Genomic DNA, 22,019 nt, shown 5'->3' with positions numbered 1-22,019 from the left:
CGAGGAGTTAAACAACAATATGGAGTTTTTATGGGCGTTAATCATCGTATCACTTATAAGTTTAATTGTGGTTCTTATCTTTGCTGCAATTGTACGTTATGCGATAGATTCATCCAAAACGTCGAGAAAGCTGGATGTATTGATCAAAGAAGTGCACCATCTGAAAACTGAAATTAAACAACAACAACACCTTAAGCAGCAAGATGATAGCAAACATATTATGATGAGAAAGTATAAAAAGCAAAACGGAGATACATCTATGTGGGGATGCTTTACCAAATGAATCAAGATCCTAGTTATATGAGGAGAAGCATATGTTAATCAATCCAACGATAAATGAGATCAATGACCTATTCAAGATGCATCATATCAACGAAGAAATCACTGAAATTCAAAGTTTCTCAGGCACCACAGCTGGACGTGTTTATCGGTTGAGTACGAATCTGAATAAGCAATATATTCTGAAATCGGATGAACCGGAGCAGACTCACATCGCTCAGCAGTTTCTAGACACGTATAAGAATTCCCCGTTACTGCCTGAAGTTTTGTTGACTGATCCGGATAACACTTATTTTATCTATACGTATATGGAAGGCACGACCCATTTCAATCGGGGACAAAAAAGAGACTGGTTAACTCGTCTGGTGAAAGAGCTGTTTAATACATATGTGCGTTCTTCAGATACGAAATCATGGGGCAGAATAGAGTTCCCACAGAGGACCTGGAAAGATTTCAATCAGATTAGTATTCAAGAAGCAAAGATGAATATCGGAAGTATTTTAACAACAGATGATTATAATTTGGTTCAATCCAAAGTGGATCGTCTCTTTCGTGAAAAAGAAAAGAAGTTTCTTTTACATGGCGATACGGGGATTCATAATTTTGTATATGATCAAAATGAACTCATCGGCGTCATTGACCCATCTCCAATGGTTGGACCTATCCTCTATGATTTCTTGTATGCGTTTAGCTCCTCGCCAGATGATATCAACACCGAAACATTATTTGCTACATTCGAACTTCTGGAACAAGTGGAAATGGAAAAATCCAGATTGATAGAGGAAACTCTGGTCCATCTGTATTGCCGAATTGGGCTGAGTAACAAGCATCATCCGGATGATCTGCCTGAGTATTTGGAGGCATGGAATGAATGGAAAAGACTATGTCAGGGATGTTAAAATAGTAAAGTTTTCACTTTATCATTTAAAAGTGAAAGAAAAAATCTGATTATAGGTAAGTAGAATATTGGTGAGGTATGAATATGAGATGGAATATTGATTTAGATATATTGAAGAGAAAGGTAATCACCTATGGAAAAGACAATTAGTAGTAGAATAATAGGCTCTTTTATGTACAAAGAGGAATTAAACTCCTATGAACATACGGAAGGGAAAGTATATTACAGTTTAAAGCTTGAGAATGAAAGCATGATACAGCAGATCTGGGAGACATCGTAATATGAAGGCATGACTGAAGAAAGAGGAGGTGAGTTTATGAATATTTATAGTCATATTAAGAAGGCTAACGAAATACTTGCGACGTATGTAATATTTGAACAGGGGACGGTAAACCCATTGAAAGTTATCGAGGGGATACAACAATCGTGGCCTCACATCGAGAAATTTATAAAGAATACATATCCGGATTGGACAAAATGGCTAAATGATCAACTTATGCAGATGAATATTGAGGAATTAGTATTTTCAGACGACATGGTTGAGGAATCCAAAAGGTTAATCGAGAGAATGCAGGTTGAACGAGAAGTGAAATATTATTTTCATCTATATATTTCTTTGATTGGGAATTTTCTTATATTCCATAGATCATGTGAAGAAGGGTGTGATGTTTGCGAGGGTGAGCTTCGATATTACACAAACTTAGGGAATGGTCGTGTGGTTAAAGAGTGTAGAACATGCCGAATGGTTTATAGCGGACAGACAGGAGAACGAATTGGATTGCCCAATGACGTCGTCCTAAGACCCTCAAGAAAAAGTGAACTCGTAAGAGAAGGTATTATCGAAGATACTTAGAATGAGGTGATTAGATTTAGATGGTGATATCATATAATACGATAGATTTATTAAAACGGAAATATTCAGGTACGAGCAGTTTTTATTTTTCGTTATTTCGATACTCGAAGCCAATGGATTTTGCATCACACCAAAAGAACACAGATTTGCTGAAATGCTTGATATTAAGCGACGAGTTCATAGAAGAGTATTCTGACTTTTTGCCGATTAACGACGATAGACTGGACCAAGCAGTAGTGTTGAACAGGTATGAGTTTGAAGGTTCATTAATCAGCATGTTCCTCCAAGGAACGTGTACCGACCAAATAGTATCCAATGAGATAGAAGCAAGAGAATTAACAAAAACGCTACTTTCCGACCTTAAAGTTGATTTAGATCAATTGTTAATTTTTAAATTGGAAAATATAGATTGGTCAAAATTTACTATGGAAGCAACATTATCATGCTTTTATATTGTGTTTTACTCAGCACGAAGATGCTGGCTGATCCTAGGGTTCGATGATGTTTATTAGACAGATTCCGCTCAAGGTAGATTCATCAAAGAGCGGTTGCAAGAGCAACTCCAGCTGTTCCTCTTGTGTCAGTTGTGGAGATTAACTATAGGAGGTAAGGTATGCCGGGGAATTTTTATTTGAAGCGTGTTGATATAGAAGATCCTGCAGATGAGGACAGAATGTCCGGATTTGGTTTTCTTGATTTTTTTCAATGCGAGGTTGAGTATCACTTTAGTGCCCAAGATATGAGTTTGGAAGAAGCGGAGTTATATATCAAGCACGTGCTGAATTGCTTACCGGATAATACGATTAACGAAATATGCAAACGATCATATGAATGGAAAACAGAGAAAATGTCGTATGATACGGCGGAATATCCTGCTGGCTTGGCTGAAGCTGAAGGTAAGGGCATCCTGGCATTCATGTCGGTTGCCGACGTTTAACTTTATCGGAATCCATACGATTCGAATGATGAGAGATTGGGAGCGATTCTGGGTGGAGGGACCGAATGGGACGCTGAAAATGGCATGGAGATCGTGATACTTGGTGATAAGGTACTTGAGGTGCGTGAGTATTTGGGTTACGGAGAATTTGCAATCTGGGCTGAAACGGATGAAAACGAATAGGAGCGGAAAAGAGGGCTGAGTACGGTGAACAGTATATCAATGCCACGGAACCTTGACCATATGTTTGAATCAATACGCATGTCTAACGGATTAATGTCAGTTTTTATAGAGGTGCTAACGATCAGTGGTTCAATGTTAGCCAAGTCGAATCGGGAGAGAGAAATGACGATCTGGCTGGCACAGCGAGATCAGTCTGTCGTGGGGATCGGTACGGTTGGTTTCGATATTGATGAGATGCCATGGACTATAGACACCTTTGATGAAGAAAAAGAGTTTCTGCTGCGCATGATTACTAATGCAATCACCGAAGCAGGGTGGAAGAAATTAAGTTATGAACCACGTAAAGACTGGGTCATACAATGTTTGGAGCAGTTTAGGGTGATGATTTATGCCTTCGAAAAATATAATGTTAATCTGGATCATTATCTGCAATGGTCTGAGATTGAAGAGGATGATGATCAACCAACTATCCCGAGAGGGTACCCTAAATGTGGAAAACATGAAACGTATTTGTCATGCCATGGCTGCATTTTATGTAACAATGAAAGTTAGTGAGGAGGAGAATCCGATGAGAGCCTATATACAAACAAATAACAATGGGGACTTCTATAATGTCAATGCGTTTATTGCTAATGAAGGTTTTAGTTCATTGGGTTGGGAAACTATTAAGTTTTTTGATTTACGAGAGATCCAGGATAATAGCCCCGAAAGCCTACTGGTGGGAGGCATTGGCAATGTAAGAAAGCGTCTAGAACAATTAGGATGTGGAAGAACACAAGGAGAAATAGATTATCCAAATGCCTTAGCAGGTTACCTGGGAAGAAAAGTGTGGAGTACAACGATTAATGAACTTTTTCAAGATAAAGAAAGTTGGAATGTGTTCATCAAACCGAAGGATACGACCAAAAAGTTTGCAGGAACAGTGGTGAAAGAATACATCGATTTTATTGGACTTGTGGAGGAGAATGAGGATACTAGCATATGGTGTTCTGAGATTGTCGATTTCAAAACAGAGTGGCGCTGTTTTATTCGTTACGGAGAAATTCTGGATATCAGGCGCTATAAAGGGGCATGGGATTCAACGTTGGATGCTAGCGTTATCGAAAAAGCAATTAGCGATTTTAAGGATGCACCGGCTGCATATGGAATGGATTTTGGCGTGGATCAAGAAGGGGATATGAAACTGGTAGAGATCAATGATGGCCATTCTCTAGGAACCTATGGAATCAGTTCAGTAAACTATGCGAAATTCCTCTCAGCCAGATGGTCAGAATTAACGAGTACCACAGATTATCTAAGAGCTTTATAACCAAATGGAGATTGCCGGAAAGGAAGAGAACATGCGAAGCAACAAATTCACACCGTATTTAAGTTTTATAGGTTTTGGTTTAGTCATTCTGACTTTGAGTGTGAATGTAAGCTTTAAGCTAGGAATTGAGAAAGGTTTGGATGAAGGTTCCCTTATGCTGTTGTCGGGTGCAAGTGCGTCTTTATTGATGTTTACATTGGTATGGGGTGTATTTGGTGTAATCGAGTTGGTGCTGTTATGGAAAGAAAAACAAAAGATGAAGTCCAAGCTGGAACGCGGAAAAATGAACAAAGAGGATTTATTAGATCAGATCAAGAAAGTTAAGACCAGCTTAGGAATCAACATCAGTTATATTATGATTCTGCTGTTTCAGCTTGGATACGTCATAGTGAACTGGGACGAGATTGATATTTAGTCTTCTGACCGGCCTTTCCTGATTTTGATAGAAACATACATAACATTTAGGAGGAACATTCATTGAAAGCATTATCGATCTTCAGCCTTATTTGGTTCGTACTCAATTTTTTATTAATAGCAGTTTTTTTAGATGGTTCGCAAGAAAGTGCGGAGGCAGCGGCAGGTTTGGGACTTCTGGGTGTACTGTATGGTCTGCTTTTCTCAATTCTAGCCCTAGTCATATCTAGCAAGAGAAAAAAGACCCCTGTGAATGTACATGAACAACTGCTTCAGCTAGGTGAATTAAAAGAAAAAAATATCATATCGGAATATGAATTCGATCAAAAGAAAGAGAAATTACTCTCCAGATACAAGTAGTCCAGAGATTGCGGACAAGGTAAAGGCTATACCATTTTCCATTCATGAAATAAGCTGAACTTCTGCAAACAAAAACAGGGCGTTCCCTTTAACGGGAATCTGCCCTGTTTTTGTTATAACTATATTTTGTTACTCATCTCAATGGTGATGATGCGCATGAGCATCTGGTGCGTCACCTTTAACGGTACATAGTACCGAGGTGTCATGCAGATGTTTTTCGGACTCCACTTGGAGCGTCACATGTTTGATTTCTTTATGTTCCAGCATATGTTCAATCTTCTGAACCAGGATCTCGGATGCATAGACATCCATCGTTCCATCCACCACGATATGAGCGGTCAGCGCGTTCAGGTTACTGGTAATGGACCAGACATGCACATCGTGCACACCTTTGACGCCATCGACTTGTTTAATGGTTTGCACCAGTTCATTCACATCCACATTGGCCGGTGTACCTTCCATCAAGATATGAAGGGATGATTTGGTGACATAGAAACCACTACGCAATACCAGTGCCGCGACAATCACACTCGCCAGTGGATCGGCCCAACCCCAGCCAAAGAACATCATGAGCAGTGCCGCCGCAATGGCCCCAACCGATCCCAGCATGTCACTGATGACATGGAGATAAGCCCCACGCATATTCAGGTTATTCTCGGTATCGCTACCACGCATCATGATCCAGGCCACCAGAATATTGATGAGCAATCCAATGACGCTGATGATTAACATGCCTACGGTTGCCACTTCTGGCGGGTTGATAAAACGACCAATCGCTTCGTAGAAAATGTAGAGTGCAATGACGATTAACGTAATTCCGTTTAACGTAGCGGCCAAAATTTCAAAGCGTCTGTAGCCGTAGGTTTTGCCGGTATTTACTGCTTTTTCACCAAAGGTAAACGCCAGTAGTGCGATCCCTAGTGCAATGGAGTCGGACAACATATGACCCGCATCGGAGATGAGCGCTAGACTGTTGGTGACGAATCCCCCGATGGCTTCAACGACCATGTAGATGGTAATAATAATGAAGGAAAACAATAGTACTTTTTTGTTATTGGTTGTGTGAGCGTGGTTGTGTCCATGATCGTGGCCATGGTTATGATCGTGATGATGTCCGGACATATAAAATCCTCCTTTGGAGCGAGGCTCCGTTATGTAATATGATTTCTAGTGTGAAATATAGATGATTCTTGGCAATGTGTGATCACCTACAAATGAATATATGAGCGTATGTTCATATGTTATGGTTTTATTATAGTTGCGCCTCATAATAGTGTCAACCAGATTTAAGAAAATATAAACATGTCCAAGGTGTCTCCATGCATGTGCTGGCGAATAAGATTGCTTTTATGCTACCATCTGTGCAGGATCAAAGTGAGATGTACTCGCTACATAGAAGGGCGGACAACGATATGAAACATCTGCTGCTGGCAGACGATGATGCCAATATTCGAGCACTCCTGCGGCATGTCATGACCAAGGAAGGGTATCGGGTACATGAAGCGCAGGACGGACTGGAAGCGGTCAAACTGATGCAAGAAACACCGATCGATCTGGCAATCTTAGATGTGATGATGCCAGGCATGGATGGACTGGAGTTATGTGATTACATTCGACAGCATTACGACATTCCCATTATGTTGCTGACGGCTCGAGATCAACTATCGGACAAGAGAGATGGTTATTTGAAAGGAACAGATGAATATGTGACTAAGCCATTTGAACCGGAAGAATTAGTCTACCGGGTAAAGGCTTTATTTCGTCGGTACCATCGCACATCCAGCGATATCATCCGTATGAACCGGATCGTCATTGACCGTAACAATGTGGAGGTTACCGATGGGCAATCCATTCTCTTTTTGCCGATGAAAGAATTCGAATTACTCTCACAGCTTGCCCAGTTTCCAGGGCGGTTGTTCTCGCGGGATGAGCTCATTCGGCTCGTTTGGGGAGCAGACTACGAAGGAGATGACCGTACCGTTGATGTGCACATCAAGCGGCTGCGTGATCGTTTTGCCGATTATACGGACGATTTTGTCATTCAGACTGTGCGGGGCATTGGTTACAAGATGGAGGTGAAATCACCTTGAGGACCTTGTACGTCCGGGTATTCCTCATTACAATTGCGGTGATTATGGTCAGCGGCATGCTCGGTTTTCTTTTGTCCAACATCTACTATCATACAAAGCTCAAGGATTTCAATGATGAGAAGCTGGTGGGCATCGCGACGCAAATGAAGCAATTTGTGGAACAGCAACCCGGCACGATGGAGCAGTATTTGAACAATGCCGCCGCACTCGGGTACGAAATCTATGTGACGGATGGAAAAGGCAACGACCAATTCTACGGCCGTGAATTCCGTGAAAAAGATCTGGACAAGCAAGCTGTAGAACTGGTGCTAAGTGGTGAGGTATACCATGGCGTTGCCCAGTTTCCAAGCAAACCGTTCATTACCGGTTTCTTCGATAATCAATTAAGCAATACCGTGGGTGTTCATCTACAGCTGGACAATGCGAATTATGCTCTCTTTATGCGTCCGGATGTAATTCTGCAATTCGGTGAGCTGCGGATCTTTTTTGCGCTGATTGGAGCATTTACGATAGGTATTAGTATCCTGATCTTTCTGATTAGTACCCGCTATCTGGTCAATCCCATTGAACGACTGTCCGAGGCAACCAAACGCATTGCGCAAGGAAAATATAATCTGAGATTACCTACCGCACGGCGTGATGAGATTGGACAGCTGGCCCAGCATTTCATGACCATGAGTCGTGAATTGGAAAGGGTAGATCAGGCGCGACAGCAGTTTGTATCGAATGTATCCCATGAGATTCAATCACCGCTGACCTCAATTCAGGGGTTTGCCCAATTGGTGGCGGATCGGGATCTGCCTGAACAGGAACGAGAGCACTATGCATCGATCATTGAGGAGGAGAGCCGTCATCTCTCTTTGCTCAGCAAACAACTGCTTCTCCTGTCCTCCCTAGAACAAGGGAACGAAGATCTGAGCAAAGTAAAGTTCTCTTTGCGAGATCAATTCCGGCAAGCGGTTCAGGTGCTGCAATGGCAGCTTGAGGAAAAAGAACTGCTGCTTCGGATATCGGTGCCCGAATCCATCCAGCTAGTGGGCAATGAAGTGCTACTCTTGCAAGTGTGGATGAATCTGCTGGGTAATGCAGTGAATCATCTGCCACAGGGAAGAAGCATCGAGATTCATGCCGAGCAGACAGATAACCAGTGTGTGATTCAGATTCGGGATACAGGAGACGGGATTGCTGCGGAGCATCTGCCTTTCCTGTTCGATCGATTCTATCGGGTGGACCGTGCGCGGGAACGTTCTTCAGGACGAACCGGGCTTGGACTTGCCATTGTGCAGAAAATTATTCGAATTCATGACGGTACAATCGAAGTTTCCAGTTCGCCTGAGGGTACGGTCTTCACCGTGACCCTTCCGCAGATGTAATCTGTTATTCATTTGCCGTTCATTTTCGCCTCCTATACTTGGGTTATCAAGAGGGAGGTCACAGAACATGTACTTGGCTATTCGGGAAATGAGGTATGCCAAAGGGCGCTATGCCTTAATTGCTACAATCATGGTGCTGGTTTCATTTCTGGTACTTTTTGTTACAGGTCTTGCACAGGGGCTGGCTTACGATAACGCAGCTTCGGTCAAAAATATGGCAGCAACCCATTTTGTGCTGGAACAGGATTCGAATCATCGGTTTACCCGGTCACAAGTGGATCAGGATCAACTTAATCAAGCTCGCTCCGTGGTAGGGAAAGAGAACGCTGAGCCGCTCGGTGTGAAAATGACAACCGTCAGTCCAACCGGCGACACGAAAAAGATCGATGTCACGCTGTTCATGGTTAATCCGGAAGGTTGGCTTGCTCCAACCGTTACCGAAGGGTCTCCGATTACAGATCAGACAAACGGGCAGGTTGTGGTGGACCATAAGTTGTCTGAATCTGGCGTCACCATTGGTACCGTCCTGGTTGATCAAGCTTCGGGAACGGAGTGGACTGTGGGTGGATTTGTTCAAAATGAGTCCTTCAGTCACTCCCCAGTGGTGTTCCTGAATGAACAGGAATGGCTTACGTTTCAAGGAGGTTCACGAACTTCGCAAGGTTCAGCCGACACCAATGCTAATGCTCCTGTGTACAATGCCATTGCGATTAAGGGTGCAGGCGAGCAGGTAGACGGCCTGAATGCTGCAATGCCTAATACAGAAATCATTACGAAGTCGGATGCCGTATCGGCCATCCCTGGATATAAGGAAGAGCAGGGATCGTTGCTCATGATGATCGCTTTTCTATATGTCATCTCGGCGTTTGTACTTGCGGTATTCTTCTATGTCATCACGATTCAGAAAACGAGTCAGTTCGGCATATTAAAAGCCATCGGAACTCGGAATGGTTATCTGGCGGGTAGTGTTTCGTTGCAAGTGTTGGTTCTGTCGATTGGCAGTCTGGTGATCAGCGTGTTGTTGGTTCGACTGTTTGAGTCCATATTGCCAGCATCGATGCCGTTTCAATTAGGTTTATCCACCCTCGCACTGACCTGTGTATTATTCATACTCATGTCTGTGGCGGGTTCGTTATTCTCGGTGTGGAAGGTTACCAAAATTGATGCGCTTGATGCGATTGGGAGGACAGCAGCATGAGAAACCGATTGGTATTGCAGGGAATTACACAGACCTTTGAAGATGGCGGCAGCAAACGCACAATTCTGGACAAGCTGGATCTTGAGGTTGCTGAAGGGGAACTTGTAGCTGTGATGGGGCCTTCCGGCTCGGGCAAAAGTACATTCCTGTCCATTGCTGGCGCACTTCTTGAACCAACGGAAGGGCAGGTTCTACTGGATGGGGCCTCTATTATGGGCAAAAGCAAACAGGATATATCCGATGTACGACTTCAGCAGCTCGGTTTTATTTTTCAAAGTGCCAACCTCATTCCGTATCTGAAAGTAGAAGAACAACTTATGGTGGTCGCGAAGCTCGCCGGAACGGAGAAAAACAAGGCGGAGAAACGAGTGGATGAGCTGCTGGGTACGGTAGGCTTGACTCATCGGCGGAAGGCATATGCGGAGAAGCTGTCAGGCGGAGAACGTCAGCGGGTCGCCATTGCACGGGCGTTGATGAACGATCCGGCTGTCCTGCTCGCGGACGAACCAACAGCCAGCCTGGATGCGGAACGTGGGCTGGATATTGTCGGCATGATTGCACGGCTCGTGAAAGAGCAGGGCAAGAGTGCAGTGATGGTTACGCATGATGAGCGGATCTTGCCGCTCTGTAGCCGGGTTCTTTTTTTGGAAAAGGGAAAACTGGTGCAGCATTAGAAGGAGAATGGTCTGAGCGTCTGGAGAGAATACTGATCCAAGGCTTAAGGGCAGAGAGTATAAGAAGAGGGTCACGTATTCCCGGTGGGAAAGTGGCCTTCTTTCTGTGTTTTCGACTATAATTGGAAGAATAGTGGAATTAGATAGAGAGGATCGGGTGCGGATGAGTAGCTTGAGTGCGGAATTATATCCGGCGCTGAGTACGTCAATTCATTGGGGAATTATTGAGGCAGAGTTCAGATTAAACGAGATCGTGGATGAAAAGCTGGTGAGTAATATTAGCATCATTCCGTTTGTCGGGGATCAATGTGTCGTCTTTCAACTGGATAATGGAGATTGGGAGCTGCCTGGAGGCACGCTTGAAGCGGGTGAGCCGTATATGGATGGGCTAAAACGCGAACTGATGGAGGAACTTGGGGCAGAAATGCGGTCTTATCAGATTTTCGGTCAATTCCACTGTACATCCAGTGCGTTGGAACCGTATCGACCGCATATCTCGCATCCCCATTTCGTACGAATCATCGGATATGGAGATGTTGAACTTGTCGGTGATCCGCTGAATCCGGAAGATGGCGAGCAGGTGGTTGCAGTGGAAGTGGTAGAGATTGATGAAGCGATCCGAAGATTCCAGGAACAGAACAGACATGACATTGCAGAGATGTACAAACTGGCTTATGTACTTCGAGATGAAGCTAAACAGTCAGGCAAGAACTAGATGATCTAATTCCAATACCTTACGGAGGTAATGATGATTCGAGATAAAATTAACGAGCTGCTGGATGCGTTACCCGAAATGGAACTGAACCGAGCATATTGGGGGATTGAGCGTATCCATCAGGAATATATGTTCAAGAAGAATTTGCAGGATAAAGGGGTTGTCGTATACGAACTGTATGAGGAATCCGAAGGGATTGTACAGCAATGGGACAGCGTATTTGCCCATAATATCGATGATGTGGTCAAAGCGTCTATCCATTATAGCCAGTACAAGTGGCATTTGTTCAGTTATGAGCAACAAAAATGTCTGACACATGATGAAGCACGAGATGCTTTCGATGCCGAGCCGAAAGATGAAGTATATGTGATGTATGAAAGTGGTGGTTGGGTGCTTTTATACGAAAACGCGAATCGGGTCATTGCAGCGGATTTTGATTCGGAGCAGGATATCTATATCTTCGACCGAGCGTTTACATGGACGTACGTGTATACGCACGAATCCATGTGTGGCCCTTATTTTTATAAAATAGAACAAGCATGATTTTGAACAAATGGGGAGTGATATCTTATACAGGAACTTTTTAAGAAGATCATCCATACAGACGTCAAACCCTTATTTGCCAAACACGGCTATTCCAAGAAGAATCTGAATTTCTACAAAGCGGATGGAAACCTCACATATAAGTTCAACATTCAAAGAGCAAAGGTTAACACCAGTAGTCAAGTCCAGTTTTATGTTAATTGTGGTGTTCATTCCACCGAGCTTGCGGAGATGCATTCCGTTGGATTGAATGGAGACATATCGGAGTAAATATCTCATTTTACCTGCCGAATCAGAGAAATAGCCCCTTCCGCGTCCTGCTAAAGCCGGCGATACGGAAGAAGCCAAGCATTATTTACAGCAACTGCACACCAAATACGGAGCCGAAAAGCGCTGGGCGATATTAGAAGAGAAATATTCAGCCGTATTTGCCGAGTATGGATTGTAAGCTTATCCAAATGTAGCATAGCAATACTTAATTCAGAAGGAGACATCCACATGGCAAACGATAAAGGAACATTCAGAACATGCGAACAAGGACATTCGTATTATAAAAAAAGCGACTGTCCAACCTGTCCAACGTGCGAAGCTGAACGTAAACCGACAGAGGGATTTCTAGTCTTGTTGTCTGCTCCCGCCAGACGCGCCTTGGAGAATGAAGGTATTACGACACTACTGCAACTTGCGGAGTACACAGAAAAAGAGATTCTGAAGCTGCACGGAATCGGACCGTCTGCCATGCCCAAACTGCGGAACGCATTGGAAGAAGAGGGATTGTCTTTTAAGAAATAACCCTCTTCACTCCTGTCATTTAATCCAAACGAGAAGCGGAAGTAATCTCCTCCATCGTTACCCGATATAACAAGTTACCTTCACTAAGTAGCAGACGATGTTGGCGAAAATCTTGCCGTGCCTGCTTGAAGGGCTGATCATCTTCATTTAGAAATTCAATTTGCTGCCCCTTGCTCAATCGTCCGGGCTTCTCCATTTTCTTAAGCACAAACGTACCATGTTTACCGTACCCTGCATCGAACAAGAAATGATAACCATCCGTACTGAAGCCGGAGGAACTGGAGATGTTTGGATTCATGAATGTAACGTCGGGTTCACTGGTTCCCCCTGAGATACAACCGAGTTCAAAATCGGTATAGAAGTAGAACCAGACCTGCTTCTCATTCACCACATTGAGTGCGTAACAATCTGCAATATCAGCTGCGCTATTTTCGTACACTTTATTACCGTGCTCATCCCAGGCCAACAGACCGTTTGAACCAATTGGATCGCTCCATCCGTAGTTACCAAACACCCCTTCATCGAAGTAACTGGTCCAGATCGTTCCCTTCTCTGCGACCTGTACACTTTGGATACCATCTCCCAACAGAAACTCGCGGATCGTATTTCCGTCCAGATCACACACTTTGGCATTCAGATCAAACTTTTCATTTCCGTAATTCGCACACCGTGCTCCGACGAGCAGCAGATGATCATGTAATGGTTGTACGTAATGATAATTGAACGTCTGTCCCCAAATGACAACTTCCTCGATAGTTTGATCTGTCACAATAAGCACTTTGTACGTATAGCTTTGCTTCAATTTACTTTGGACGAACATACCTCGCTCTCTTTCGGGGATCTGATTCAGCAGCAGCACATAGACAAGGCCATCACCACCCCACTGGGTGGAAACGATATCGAAGCCCTCGACATAATTCGAAATGTCGGCAAAAGGTAAAAGTTTTACTTTAGGATTGGTCATATCCATATCCTCCTTCGTAGTCAAATGCAGAGTCACCATCTGCATCTGTATAAGAGCAATTATGACGTACGTGAACTTTGCTGAACATGGCGGAAGTATAGCGAAGGTCTTTTTTGGCTTTTGCAGCATCTGAATACGATGGTTTAAAATGGATGCTTTGTTCTTGACACTCGTAGTACAATAAGGAAGTTGTGTAAAATTCTATTTAAAAGAAGGATGGAGAGGTACCTATAAGGAAAGTGTGAGAATACATACAACGCACGTAAAGTAGGGTGAAAGAATTATCCGTAGATTCAATTGGCAATATTACGAGGAAGACTCATCTCAGAAAAACAAAACTACATAAGGAAGTGTTACAAGGTGGAACCACATATTCATGAGCAAAAAACAGACTACCGTCCACTAGGTGTATCGGGATTGGGTGGTTGGCTGATTCTCATCCAGATTGGATTATTTCTTACCATTATCCTGCTCGCAGTACAGTTGATGCAAAACACGTTACCAGCATTAACATCCGAAATGTGGGACTTATTTGTTTCCAAGGACTCCGAATACTATCACGTTCTGTGGGGGCCATTAATTATTTTTGAAGCTATATATAATGTGGTCTTTTTATTGTTCACCATATATATAGTTGTAACTTTTTATAGAAAAAAAGCAATCTTACCCCGGTTAATGATCATCTATTACAGTGTGAGTTTGGTGCTCTATATGGTTGATTATATACTCGTACTTCAGATACCTATGATGCGGGAATTGGAAGATGGAAGTGGAATACAGGAGATTGTGAAATCTGTCATTACTTGTGCCATCTGGATTCCTTATTTTATCAAATCCGAGCGAGTTCATAACACATTTGTAAGATAAATGGTAAGCAGGAAATGCCCGATCTTGGATAGAAGCTATCTGAGGTCGGGTTTATTTGATACAAGCGAAACCAGTTACATATATAGTTAGCCTGTTCAATGTGAAAAGGAGGAGAGATCTTGAAAATTTATCTGGTAAGGCATGGGATGGATGAGGAAGGGTATCGAGGCGGATGGAGTGATCGTGGACTTACGGAACAGGGACGTATTCAATCGAAGAAACTGGGAGAGCATTTGCATCATCATGCTGAGGAGTACAACATACATACGATCATGAGCAGTGATCTTCCTCGTGCAGTGCAGACTACACGGGAAATGGAGAAACAGTTAAACATGCAGGCTATCTTAATGAAAGATTGGCGTGAGATGAATAACGGAGAATTGGCAGGCATGCTCCATAAGGATGCTGAAGTGAACTACCCAGGGGTTTATTTCAATACCCTTGAGATGGATTCGCCTTTTCCGGGAGGAGAAAGTCCGAGAGATTTTTATAACCGGATAAGCATATCTTTCGAGAATCTTCTTAGAGATATAGAGGAACAAACAGTCAGGTCCAATGTTCTGTTAATTACTCACGGCGGAGTGATTAACATCCTGTATTATCTGCTTGAGAATAGGGAATGGAGCAATAAGTCCGGTTTTTATCCCATGGACAATACCAGTGTACATACCATTGAAAAGGGAAGGCATGGTTGGAAACTTAGCAACGCAAATGTGTTGAGTCATCTAGATTAGTCGTTTTTCTATAACAAGAATGGGTGAACCATGAATGATCTTGGGTATTTATTTGGAAGAAGACAATGATCTGTTTACATGGGAAGCGGAGAGTAAAGGATAAAAATAAACGGATAGTTAAATAGAAGACGGAGGCGATGGCATGACTGATCAACCCATTGAACTGCTACAACATTTGAAGTCTTTATCTGAACCATTTCCAACGTGGGATATGGGGCAGTTGCCGGAGCGGCCAGGGAAGCTATTCTTGGATTGGTTGAGAGTGGCAGTTGAGAACGAAGTGAAAGAACCTCATGCCATGACGATCTCGACCGTGGATCATGATGGTTACCCTGATGCGCGGGTGTTGATTTTGAAAAACGTAATCGACGAAACGTTTTATTTTGCCTCCAGTTCGGAGAGTAGAAAAGGACAGCAGTTGAAGGAGAATCCTCATGTAGCTCTGACATTCTACTGGCCTTCACTTGGAAGACAGATTCGGATAAGGGGAATAGCCGAGGATCGGGGAGATGAAGCGGGCGCTGATGATTTCCGCAAACGTTCAGCTGGAGCGCGAGCAGTTACTATGACAGGCCATCAGAGTGAGGTTTTGGATAGTGAAGAATTACTGGATAGTTCCATTGAAGCTCAGAAAGAAAAGATAAGACGTGACCCCAGTGTCGTTACACCTCATTGGAGATTATATGCTGTGAATGCACAAGAAGTGGAGTTTTGGCAGGGAGATTCGGAGCGCAAGCATGTACGAGTCCAATATGTAGAGCAAGATGGGCAGTGGAAGACACTCAGATTGTGGCCTTAATTTTAGAACAGATGAGTCAGGCAAGATGAAGCGAGCTGCTGTGTGTTTCTTTTTCATAACAATCTGAGGGAGGATAAATCTATGAAAACGATTGAAAGTTTCTTCGAAACATTTCCCGTGTTGGCAACCGAACGGACATTACTCCGACCTCTCACCTATGATGATCTGGATGATATGTACAGTTATTGCGTTGTACCTGCTGTATCGGAGTTCACTACCTGGGACGCGCATCAGAGCAAAGAAGACACCAAAGCTTTTTTAGATTTTGTCATGAGTCGCTATGAAATAGATCTAATAGGCCCGTGGGGGATTGAAGATAAACAAACCAAGAGGCTGATTGGTAGTTGTAACTATCTAGGGTGTGATAGCGATAACAGGAGAGTTGAGCTGGGATATGTGTTATCTGATCAATATTGGAATCAAGGCTTAATGACCGAGGTAGTGAAACGAATCATCCAATTTGGGTTTGACGAAGTGGGGTTAGAGCGAATTCAGGCCAGATGTTTAGTGAAGAACATGGGCTCAGCCAAGGTCATGGAGAAGGCAGGCATGCAATTCGAAGGTATTTTACGGAAATACATGAAGGTGAAAAATGAACTTCAGGATCTGAAGATGTATGCTATTTTAAAAGAAGACTTCTATACTCGTATTAAATAAAGAACGTGTTGTTGAAAAGTCGTGTGTCATTTATCATGCTGGCGAGCCATGGATTTTCCTATAATCCTGAATTTATCAGTGGTACACAATAAAAGCAGAAGTAAGAAAGAGCTTAAATTGCTGCATCAAAAGGTCAAGCTATCGTATTTTATATTGTCTAATTCATGCCAAGCTCTGGCCCATTCCTGATCATTGAGGAAATGGGTTTTATTTTTGTTTTTAACAACCAACGTACATAATGTCATATCGTGAACTGGGTGCCTTCCGCTATAATCTTCAAGTTATCCAAACGTGGATAGAATGAAGGAACCAGGAGGTACAACGAATTGATAGCCAAAAACAAATATAAATCACTCGAACTGGAAACCCCCGGCGTCTATGAGCTGGAAGGGCTTGAGGTGGGAGTGACATCGAACTGCAATTATAAATGCGACTATTGCTGCGCCTACAATCGGGATGATGGAGCATGTATCAATAGTGAGGAAGTCATCCGTATTATTAGTGAGCTTCCTCGTCTCAAGAGAGTGCGATTGTCAGGGGGAGAAGTTACTCTGAAATACCAGGATTGCCTGGAGATTGTGACGTACTGTGCGGCACATGGCATTGATACGCAATTGAATAGTAATGCCAGTCTGCTGACAGAAGAACGGATTCTCGCATTGCGTGATGTAGGATTGTCCAACATTCATATCTCTTTCAATTATACGGATGCGGAGGCCTATGCTGCGTACTACCGTGTGCATCCTCGCATGTATGAGAGACTGGAGCAGAATATCCGTTTGTGTACGGAAGCTGGTCTGGAGACGGTATTGGAAACGTTACTGTTTGAAGGTAACCAAGCGAACATGCAGGCCATTAGCGATAAGGTCTATGACCTGGGTGTGCGCATCCATGAGATCCAGAACAGCATTAAGATGCCGCATACCGATTGGAGTCAGATTGTATCCAGAGAGTCCCTCATTCGATCTGTAACGGAACTGATAGAACATAAGAAACCAGATACAACGCTCTATTTTACCTGTATGGATCGGTTCGCTGAACAGTTGAATTTGCGTGAACAACCCGGTGTGTATTTCTCGAATTGTGTGGATGGCACGAAACAGCTGCACCTGCACGGCAACGGGGATATTCTCATCTGTGAGTTATGCCATCCTATCGTGATTGGCAACATCTATAACGGAACGTCGTTGAAGGATATCTACGCCCAACAGCCACCAGCGTTAACGGAATTTTTGGAAAAGCGGCCTTGTCCTGCATACGATGCTCTATTTGCAGATGTATAACAGAATAGCAAGACCTATTGAAGATATGTTATATGTATGTTGAACGAATATGTACACGGTATTAGTGGCCTTTAGGGTTGTATAGATTGAAATTAAGGTGATCTGATTTCCTCAATAGGAAAACGGATGACCTTTTTTGATATGGTTTCAGATTCATTTAAGCTACTCGGCCTAATATGGCATTAAGAACTTAGATGAAGAGGTGAGCTTCACATGATGAAGATCTATGAGAAACCAACCCGGAAAGACCCACATAAACGACCGATTTCCCCAAGAAAGCGCAGATGGCTCATCATCACACTTGTCATCGTGCTCGCGGTAGGTGGAATTCTGTATAGTCTGGCTGACCGTTACCTGATCCGGCATGTACAGGTGGTTGTAGCGGATGAGAACACAGCAACGGCAACAACTGGCACTAACAATGATTCCAGCAGTACTTCGACCACCGCGACGGAAGTGAATGCAACATCAGATGATTGGAATTATTCGAGTGATGATATGAAAGTTAGTATTGAAAAGGTACAGACTGGTTCAGGCTCGGATCAGATTACCTATTATGTCGCTGATGTTCAGGTAACGGATGCAAGCAGCCTGCGAACTGCGCTGGCAGATAATAGTTTTGGTACTAACATTACCGAGAATACGTCAGAGATTGCCGCTGCCAACAATGCGATCTTTGCCATTAATGGTGACTACTACGGATTCCGCGATGATGGTGTCATTATCCGCAATGGAACATTGTATCGAGACAGCCCAACGCGGGATGCATTTGCCCTGTTCAACGACGGAACTATGAAAACTTATAACGAGAACGAGATTTCTTCCTCGGAACTGCTAGCCGAAGGTGCAACCAATACGCTATCCTTTGGACCGATTCTGATTCAGGATGGCGAGATCGTCAGTGATTTTAGCAGTGTGAAAATCGATAACAACTTCGGCAACCGCTCCATCCAGGATGCAAATCCAAGAACAGCGATCGGCATGATTGCTCCGAATCATTACGTCTTCGTGGTGGTGGACGGACGGCAGGACGACAGCCGTGGCATGACCTTGGCAGAACTGGCTGATGTCATGAAAGGCCTCGGGGCAACTGAAGCCTACAATCTGGACGGCGGCGGTTCATCCACGATGTATTTTATGGGCAGAGTCGTCAATAATCCGCTGGGGCGTAACCAGGAACGTGGCGTAAGTGACATTCTATATCTGACGGAGGGACAAGGATCATGACGATATTAATTCCATCATATGAACCCGATGTACGTTTACTGAATCTTGTTCTGCAACTGCAGACATTCAAACTTGGACCCATTGTGATTGTGGATGATGGCAGCGGCCCTGGTTACCGTGGAATTTTTGAAACGGCAGAAGCCTATGGCTGTACGGTCCTGACACATCCCGTCAATCTGGGTAAGGGCAGGGCGTTGAAGACGGGCTTTCAATATATTAAGGAGTACGGACCACAGGGCGGTGTGGTGTGCGCAGATAGTGACGGACAGCATCTGCCACATGATATTAAGCGTATCTTCGAAGTGCTGCTCGTACAGACGACACCAGGAATTGTACTCGGCAGCCGTCGCTTCAGCGGTAAAATTCCAGCACGCAGTCGTTTTGGCAACACAGTCACACGGGCGGTCTTTTCCCTCACGACAGGTACCAAAGTATATGACACGCAGACCGGTCTACGCGGTTTTCCTTACGCCATGCTGGACTGGTTGAACCAGATTCCGGGGGAACGGTTTGAATACGAGATGAACATGCTGTTAACGGCACACAAGGAAGGGTATGAGATTACGGAGGAGTTCATAGATACGGTGTATCTGGATCACAATGAGTCCTCCCATTTCCGCCCGTTGGTCGATTCATTCCGGATCTATATGCCGATCCTGATGTTCAGCACATCTTCGGTGCTGTCTGCTCTGATTGATTTTGGATTACTGTTCGTCATTCAGTATTTTACGCATAATCTGTTTCTGTCGGTTGTCGCAGCAAGGCTGTGCAGCTCCATCTTCAACTATACGATTAATCGGAAGTATGTGTTCTCCGCAGGACGAACTTCGAAGATTCGGCAGTCTTTGCCCAAATACTTCTCACTTGTCCTACTGGTACTGCTATTAAACTATGGTTTACTGTATTTTTATAATGAAAAACTGATTATCCCGCTACTCGCAGCCAAGCTATTGACCGAGGTGTCCATCTTCCTGTTCAGCTATTGGGCGCAGCGCAGATTTGTCTATTAACCTGAAGAGAGAGTGAGCTTATGGCTTGCTCTTTTTTTGGTTGAAACGGTTTCATATGCACCCCTTTATAGGGTACGATGGAGAAGGGTGAACGAGAAGCAGTGATCACAGATCAAGGTGAAATGGACGTGAACCGATGTTGAATCGTGTGCGCAAGGACTTGCGTTATTATCTTCAGGAGCATCAGGATCGGAACAACCGCATTTTGCATTATTTCGCGTTTTTGTCGGCCTTTGTGGCATGGATTTTTTTGTTTGTTAATATCAAAGTCACGCTGCTACTCGCTGTCATCCATTACGCTTTATCCTGGATTGGGCACTTCTATTATGAAGGCAATAAACCCGCAGCTTTTCGTTATCCTCATATCGGTTTTTATGCCGGGTTTACCTGGTTTTTCATGAAGACGATTGAGATCATTACCCGTAAGGATATCATTCGTCCGTGGCTTGACCAATCAGAGTGAACTGAATGTGAATAGGAAGATAAGTGCGAAGTTGGTGTGTAAATATTCTTTAGTTGAACTTATATAAAATAAAGGTGGGAGGTTGATTATGTATCTTCGAAGTGTAGAACTCATGTCGGCCAAGATCGAGAATCGGGACCAATACCCTTTTGACATCCCCGCGATCCAGTCCTTGGAACGATTGGAGCTCACGAATAACATTACTTTTTTTGTAGGTGAAAATGGTTCTGGGAAATCTACGCTGCTGGAAGGCATCGCTCATCAATGTGGATTCAATACCGCAGGGGGCGGCAGGAATAATGCTTATGAGACACATGCTTCGGAATCCTCGCTCGGGAATTACTTAAGACTGGCATGGCTGCCCAAAATAACGAATGGCTTCTTCATGCGCTCTGAATCTTTCTATCAATTTGCATCACATGTGGATGAGATGCCAGAGTCGCTTCAATATTATGGAGGGCGTTCATTGCATGAACAATCCCATGGAGAATCTTTTCTCAACCTGTTCGTCAACCGCTTCAGTTCCAAAGGCATCTATCTGCTCGACGAGCCCGAAGCCGCTTTATCTCCAGCTAGACAGCTCTCCTTATTGCGTATCCTTCATGATCTGTCTGGCACTTCGCAATTCATTATTGCGACGCACTCACCCATTCTGCTGGGGTATCCGGGGGCGGAAATTTTAAGTTTTGACGATAGCCATATTCAAGAGGTAGCCTATGAGGATACTGATCACTACCAGATTACCCGTAGCTTTCTGGAGAACCGAGACCGGATGCTGAATGAATTATTTAAGGATTAAGTTAAGTTTTCCGTGTAAGCAAGGGAATTTACAAGGCGCAAAATTTATTTGTGAGGAGAGATGGGATGAAAGTAGGTTTGCTTATTGTTGATATGCAAGAGAGTATTGTGCGTAAAAAGATGGACCAGACTTCGATAGACCATGCCTGCGAGTACATTAACCATGTGGCTAACGTGCTGCGATCAAGTGATCATGTGGTCGTTCACGTTCAGGATGTGGAGGGCATGGAGAAGGCCAAACCGGAAGAGTATCGTATAATTCCCGAGGTGGATGTGACTGAGAAGGATCTCACCGTTACCAAGGAAGCTTCCAATGCCTTCTGGCAAACGGATCTGGAGCAGGTGTTGAAGAGTCATGGCATTGAATTGGTGATTATCGCCGGGTTTGCTGCAGAGGAATGTGTTCTATTTACCTACAACGGAGCAATGGAGCGAGGATTCCGTCCGGTGATGTTGCAAAACGGAATTCTTAGCACGCGTCACGAAGCAGTGATTTCAACGTACAGAGATCGCAATGTGATCTCATATCCTGTAGTTGATTATCTGATTCAATAAGTGTTGGATAAATACAGATGGAGGGATGGTGAAAAATAAAGATA

Annotated in this window: 29 protein-coding genes; 27 read left to right on the top strand and 2 right to left on the bottom strand. The window is 43.8% G+C overall.

Features of this window, described 5'->3' with window-relative positions:
- Positions 1 to 19: 19 nt before the first annotated feature.
- The 9 genes from OM416_RS14835 (at position 20) to OM416_RS14795 (ending at position 5,233) form a co-directional block, all read left to right on the top strand.
- Positions 20 to 283 carry a hypothetical protein gene (locus tag OM416_RS14835; protein WP_264930448.1) on the top strand — a complete coding sequence of 88 codons (264 nt, stop codon included), beginning with the start codon at positions 20 to 22 and terminating at the stop codon, positions 281 to 283.
- Between the two features lie 31 nt (positions 284 to 314).
- Positions 315 to 1,178, top strand: a complete 864-nt coding sequence (locus OM416_RS14830; protein ID WP_264930446.1) for an aminoglycoside phosphotransferase family protein — start codon at positions 315 to 317, stop codon at positions 1,176 to 1,178.
- 315 nt (positions 1,179 to 1,493) lie between these two features.
- Positions 1,494 to 2,030 carry a hypothetical protein gene (locus OM416_RS14825; RefSeq protein WP_264930444.1) on the top strand — a complete coding sequence of 179 codons (537 nt, stop codon included), beginning with the start codon at positions 1,494 to 1,496 and terminating at the stop codon, positions 2,028 to 2,030.
- Between the two features lie 613 nt (positions 2,031 to 2,643).
- Positions 2,644 to 2,967, top strand: coding sequence for a hypothetical protein (locus tag OM416_RS14820; RefSeq protein ID WP_264930441.1), 324 nt, complete (start codon positions 2,644 to 2,646; stop codon positions 2,965 to 2,967).
- Positions 2,968 to 3,003: 36 nt separating this feature from the next.
- Complete coding sequence (locus OM416_RS14815; protein ID WP_264930438.1) at positions 3,004 to 3,150, top strand: hypothetical protein; 147 nt, start codon at positions 3,004 to 3,006, stop codon at positions 3,148 to 3,150.
- Positions 3,151 to 3,174: 24 nt separating this feature from the next.
- Complete coding sequence (locus OM416_RS14810) at positions 3,175 to 3,702, top strand: hypothetical protein (protein ID WP_319951910.1); 528 nt, start codon at positions 3,175 to 3,177, stop codon at positions 3,700 to 3,702.
- A 16-nt stretch (positions 3,703 to 3,718) separates the two neighbouring features.
- On the top strand, positions 3,719 to 4,459 hold the full coding sequence (locus OM416_RS14805) for an ATP-grasp domain-containing protein (protein WP_264930436.1): 741 nt from the start codon (positions 3,719 to 3,721) through the stop codon (positions 4,457 to 4,459).
- A 31-nt stretch (positions 4,460 to 4,490) separates the two neighbouring features.
- The gene (locus OM416_RS14800) at positions 4,491 to 4,874 is read left to right on the top strand and encodes a hypothetical protein (protein ID WP_264930434.1); all 384 of its coding nucleotides are present in this window, start codon (positions 4,491 to 4,493) and stop codon (positions 4,872 to 4,874) included.
- A gap of 62 nt (positions 4,875 to 4,936) precedes the next feature.
- Positions 4,937 to 5,233 (top strand): SHOCT domain-containing protein, encoded by a 297-nt coding sequence (locus tag OM416_RS14795; protein ID WP_145146591.1) that lies wholly within the window; start codon positions 4,937 to 4,939, stop codon positions 5,231 to 5,233.
- Between the two features lie 138 nt (positions 5,234 to 5,371).
- On the opposite strand, the gene OM416_RS14790 is transcribed toward OM416_RS14795, so the two are convergent.
- The gene (locus OM416_RS14790; RefSeq protein WP_264930432.1) at positions 5,372 to 6,355 is read right to left on the bottom strand and encodes a cation diffusion facilitator family transporter; all 984 of its coding nucleotides are present in this window, start codon (positions 6,353 to 6,355) and stop codon (positions 5,372 to 5,374) included.
- A 290-nt stretch (positions 6,356 to 6,645) separates the two neighbouring features.
- Here OM416_RS14790 and OM416_RS14785 point away from each other — a divergent pair, with 290 nt between their 5' ends.
- The 8 genes from OM416_RS14785 to OM416_RS14755 all read left to right on the top strand — a co-directional run bounded on the left by OM416_RS14785 (position 6,646) and on the right by OM416_RS14755 (position 12,618).
- Positions 6,646 to 7,323 carry a response regulator transcription factor gene (locus OM416_RS14785; RefSeq protein ID WP_264930757.1) on the top strand — a complete coding sequence of 226 codons (678 nt, stop codon included), beginning with the start codon at positions 6,646 to 6,648 and terminating at the stop codon, positions 7,321 to 7,323.
- Positions 7,320 to 8,696 carry a sensor histidine kinase gene (locus OM416_RS14780; RefSeq protein ID WP_264930430.1) on the top strand — a complete coding sequence of 459 codons (1,377 nt, stop codon included), beginning with the start codon at positions 7,320 to 7,322 and terminating at the stop codon, positions 8,694 to 8,696. The genes OM416_RS14785 and OM416_RS14780 overlap by 4 nt, the downstream gene beginning before the upstream one ends.
- A 67-nt stretch (positions 8,697 to 8,763) precedes the next feature.
- On the top strand, positions 8,764 to 9,894 hold the full coding sequence (locus OM416_RS14775; RefSeq protein ID WP_264930429.1) for an ABC transporter permease: 1,131 nt from the start codon (positions 8,764 to 8,766) through the stop codon (positions 9,892 to 9,894).
- Positions 9,891 to 10,568, top strand: a complete 678-nt coding sequence (locus OM416_RS14770) for an ABC transporter ATP-binding protein (protein ID WP_264930427.1) — start codon at positions 9,891 to 9,893, stop codon at positions 10,566 to 10,568. The genes OM416_RS14775 and OM416_RS14770 overlap by 4 nt, the downstream gene beginning before the upstream one ends.
- Positions 10,569 to 10,731: 163 nt before the next feature.
- Positions 10,732 to 11,283 carry an NUDIX hydrolase gene (locus OM416_RS14765; protein WP_264930425.1) on the top strand — a complete coding sequence of 184 codons (552 nt, stop codon included), beginning with the start codon at positions 10,732 to 10,734 and terminating at the stop codon, positions 11,281 to 11,283.
- A gap of 30 nt (positions 11,284 to 11,313) precedes the next feature.
- A complete protein-coding gene (locus tag OM416_RS14760; RefSeq protein ID WP_264930423.1) occupies positions 11,314 to 11,826 on the top strand; it encodes a DUF4275 family protein in 513 nt (170 codons plus the stop codon).
- Between the two features lie 27 nt (positions 11,827 to 11,853).
- A complete protein-coding gene (locus tag OM416_RS31910; RefSeq protein ID WP_413775792.1) occupies positions 11,854 to 12,096 on the top strand; it encodes a DUF4304 domain-containing protein in 243 nt (80 codons plus the stop codon).
- Positions 12,097 to 12,324: 228 nt separating this feature from the next.
- Positions 12,325 to 12,618 carry an RNA polymerase alpha subunit C-terminal domain-containing protein gene (locus tag OM416_RS14755; RefSeq protein WP_264930421.1) on the top strand — a complete coding sequence of 98 codons (294 nt, stop codon included), beginning with the start codon at positions 12,325 to 12,327 and terminating at the stop codon, positions 12,616 to 12,618.
- A gap of 19 nt (positions 12,619 to 12,637) precedes the next feature.
- On the opposite strand, the gene OM416_RS14750 is transcribed toward OM416_RS14755, so the two are convergent.
- Entirely contained in the window at positions 12,638 to 13,582 is a 945-nt protein-coding gene (locus tag OM416_RS14750) for a hypothetical protein (protein ID WP_264930419.1), read from the bottom strand.
- A gap of 360 nt (positions 13,583 to 13,942) precedes the next feature.
- Here OM416_RS14750 and OM416_RS14745 point away from each other — a divergent pair, with 360 nt between their 5' ends.
- The 10 genes from OM416_RS14745 to OM416_RS14700 all read left to right on the top strand — a co-directional run bounded on the left by OM416_RS14745 (position 13,943) and on the right by OM416_RS14700 (position 21,975).
- Complete coding sequence (locus OM416_RS14745; RefSeq protein WP_264930417.1) at positions 13,943 to 14,449, top strand: DUF2569 domain-containing protein; 507 nt, start codon at positions 13,943 to 13,945, stop codon at positions 14,447 to 14,449.
- A 119-nt stretch (positions 14,450 to 14,568) separates the two neighbouring features.
- Complete coding sequence (locus tag OM416_RS14740; protein WP_264930415.1) at positions 14,569 to 15,183, top strand: histidine phosphatase family protein; 615 nt, start codon at positions 14,569 to 14,571, stop codon at positions 15,181 to 15,183.
- A 142-nt stretch (positions 15,184 to 15,325) separates the two neighbouring features.
- A complete protein-coding gene (locus OM416_RS14735) occupies positions 15,326 to 15,982 on the top strand; it encodes a pyridoxal 5'-phosphate synthase (RefSeq protein WP_264930413.1) in 657 nt (218 codons plus the stop codon).
- Positions 15,983 to 16,063: 81 nt separating this feature from the next.
- Positions 16,064 to 16,639: a GNAT family N-acetyltransferase gene (locus OM416_RS14730; protein ID WP_264930412.1), complete on the top strand. Its 576-nt coding sequence runs from the start codon at positions 16,064 to 16,066 to the stop codon at positions 16,637 to 16,639.
- A 326-nt stretch (positions 16,640 to 16,965) separates the two neighbouring features.
- Positions 16,966 to 17,922 carry a radical SAM protein gene (locus OM416_RS14725; protein ID WP_264930409.1) on the top strand — a complete coding sequence of 319 codons (957 nt, stop codon included), beginning with the start codon at positions 16,966 to 16,968 and terminating at the stop codon, positions 17,920 to 17,922.
- Positions 17,923 to 18,135: 213 nt separating this feature from the next.
- Positions 18,136 to 19,149, top strand: coding sequence for a phosphodiester glycosidase family protein (locus OM416_RS14720; RefSeq protein WP_264930407.1), 1,014 nt, complete (start codon positions 18,136 to 18,138; stop codon positions 19,147 to 19,149).
- On the top strand, positions 19,146 to 20,159 hold the full coding sequence (locus tag OM416_RS14715; protein ID WP_264930405.1) for a bifunctional glycosyltransferase family 2/GtrA family protein: 1,014 nt from the start codon (positions 19,146 to 19,148) through the stop codon (positions 20,157 to 20,159). The genes OM416_RS14720 and OM416_RS14715 overlap by 4 nt, the downstream gene beginning before the upstream one ends.
- A 136-nt stretch (positions 20,160 to 20,295) precedes the next feature.
- On the top strand, positions 20,296 to 20,622 hold the full coding sequence (locus tag OM416_RS14710; RefSeq protein WP_264930403.1) for a DUF962 domain-containing protein: 327 nt from the start codon (positions 20,296 to 20,298) through the stop codon (positions 20,620 to 20,622).
- A gap of 88 nt (positions 20,623 to 20,710) precedes the next feature.
- Positions 20,711 to 21,421 carry an AAA family ATPase gene (locus OM416_RS14705; RefSeq protein ID WP_062833308.1) on the top strand — a complete coding sequence of 237 codons (711 nt, stop codon included), beginning with the start codon at positions 20,711 to 20,713 and terminating at the stop codon, positions 21,419 to 21,421.
- Between the two features lie 65 nt (positions 21,422 to 21,486).
- On the top strand, positions 21,487 to 21,975 hold the full coding sequence (locus tag OM416_RS14700) for a cysteine hydrolase family protein (RefSeq protein ID WP_264930399.1): 489 nt from the start codon (positions 21,487 to 21,489) through the stop codon (positions 21,973 to 21,975).
- The last annotated feature ends 44 nt before the right edge of the window (positions 21,976 to 22,019 follow it).

The sequence above is a fragment of the Paenibacillus sp. LS1 genome (genome assembly GCF_026013365.1).
In the GTDB taxonomy this organism is placed as follows: domain Bacteria; phylum Bacillota; class Bacilli; order Paenibacillales; family Paenibacillaceae; genus Paenibacillus.
Note: the sequence above shows the minus strand (reverse complement) of the source record. Positions and strands in the feature narration are given on the sequence as shown.

Coding starts and splice junctions, on each gene's coding strand:
- OM416_RS14785 (WP_264930757.1), top strand. CDS start 6,646: ATGAAACATCTGCTGCTGGCAGACGATGATGCCAATATTCGAGCACTC.
- OM416_RS14820 (WP_264930441.1), top strand. CDS start 2,644: ATGCCGGGGAATTTTTATTTGAAGCGTGTTGATATAGAAGATCCTGCA.
- OM416_RS14735 (WP_264930413.1), top strand. CDS start 15,326: ATGACTGATCAACCCATTGAACTGCTACAACATTTGAAGTCTTTATCT.
- OM416_RS14715 (WP_264930405.1), top strand. CDS start 19,146: ATGACGATATTAATTCCATCATATGAACCCGATGTACGTTTACTGAAT.
- OM416_RS14710 (WP_264930403.1), top strand. CDS start 20,296: ATGTTGAATCGTGTGCGCAAGGACTTGCGTTATTATCTTCAGGAGCAT.
- OM416_RS14800 (WP_264930434.1), top strand. CDS start 4,491: ATGCGAAGCAACAAATTCACACCGTATTTAAGTTTTATAGGTTTTGGT.
- OM416_RS14790 (WP_264930432.1), bottom strand. CDS start 6,355: ATGTCCGGACATCATCACGATCATAACCATGGCCACGATCATGGACAC.
- OM416_RS14830 (WP_264930446.1), top strand. CDS start 315: ATGTTAATCAATCCAACGATAAATGAGATCAATGACCTATTCAAGATG.
- OM416_RS14700 (WP_264930399.1), top strand. CDS start 21,487: ATGAAAGTAGGTTTGCTTATTGTTGATATGCAAGAGAGTATTGTGCGT.
- OM416_RS14765 (WP_264930425.1), top strand. CDS start 10,732: ATGAGTAGCTTGAGTGCGGAATTATATCCGGCGCTGAGTACGTCAATT.
- OM416_RS14760 (WP_264930423.1), top strand. CDS start 11,314: ATGATGATTCGAGATAAAATTAACGAGCTGCTGGATGCGTTACCCGAA.
- OM416_RS14750 (WP_264930419.1), bottom strand. CDS start 13,582: ATGACCAATCCTAAAGTAAAACTTTTACCTTTTGCCGACATTTCGAAT.
- OM416_RS14755 (WP_264930421.1), top strand. CDS start 12,325: ATGGCAAACGATAAAGGAACATTCAGAACATGCGAACAAGGACATTCG.
- OM416_RS14825 (WP_264930444.1), top strand. CDS start 1,494: ATGAATATTTATAGTCATATTAAGAAGGCTAACGAAATACTTGCGACG.
- OM416_RS14705 (WP_062833308.1), top strand. CDS start 20,711: ATGTATCTTCGAAGTGTAGAACTCATGTCGGCCAAGATCGAGAATCGG.
- OM416_RS14835 (WP_264930448.1), top strand. CDS start 20: ATGGAGTTTTTATGGGCGTTAATCATCGTATCACTTATAAGTTTAATT.
- OM416_RS14770 (WP_264930427.1), top strand. CDS start 9,891: ATGAGAAACCGATTGGTATTGCAGGGAATTACACAGACCTTTGAAGAT.
- OM416_RS14730 (WP_264930412.1), top strand. CDS start 16,064: ATGAAAACGATTGAAAGTTTCTTCGAAACATTTCCCGTGTTGGCAACC.
- OM416_RS14775 (WP_264930429.1), top strand. CDS start 8,764: ATGTACTTGGCTATTCGGGAAATGAGGTATGCCAAAGGGCGCTATGCC.
- OM416_RS14720 (WP_264930407.1), top strand. CDS start 18,136: ATGATGAAGATCTATGAGAAACCAACCCGGAAAGACCCACATAAACGA.
- OM416_RS14805 (WP_264930436.1), top strand. CDS start 3,719: ATGAGAGCCTATATACAAACAAATAACAATGGGGACTTCTATAATGTC.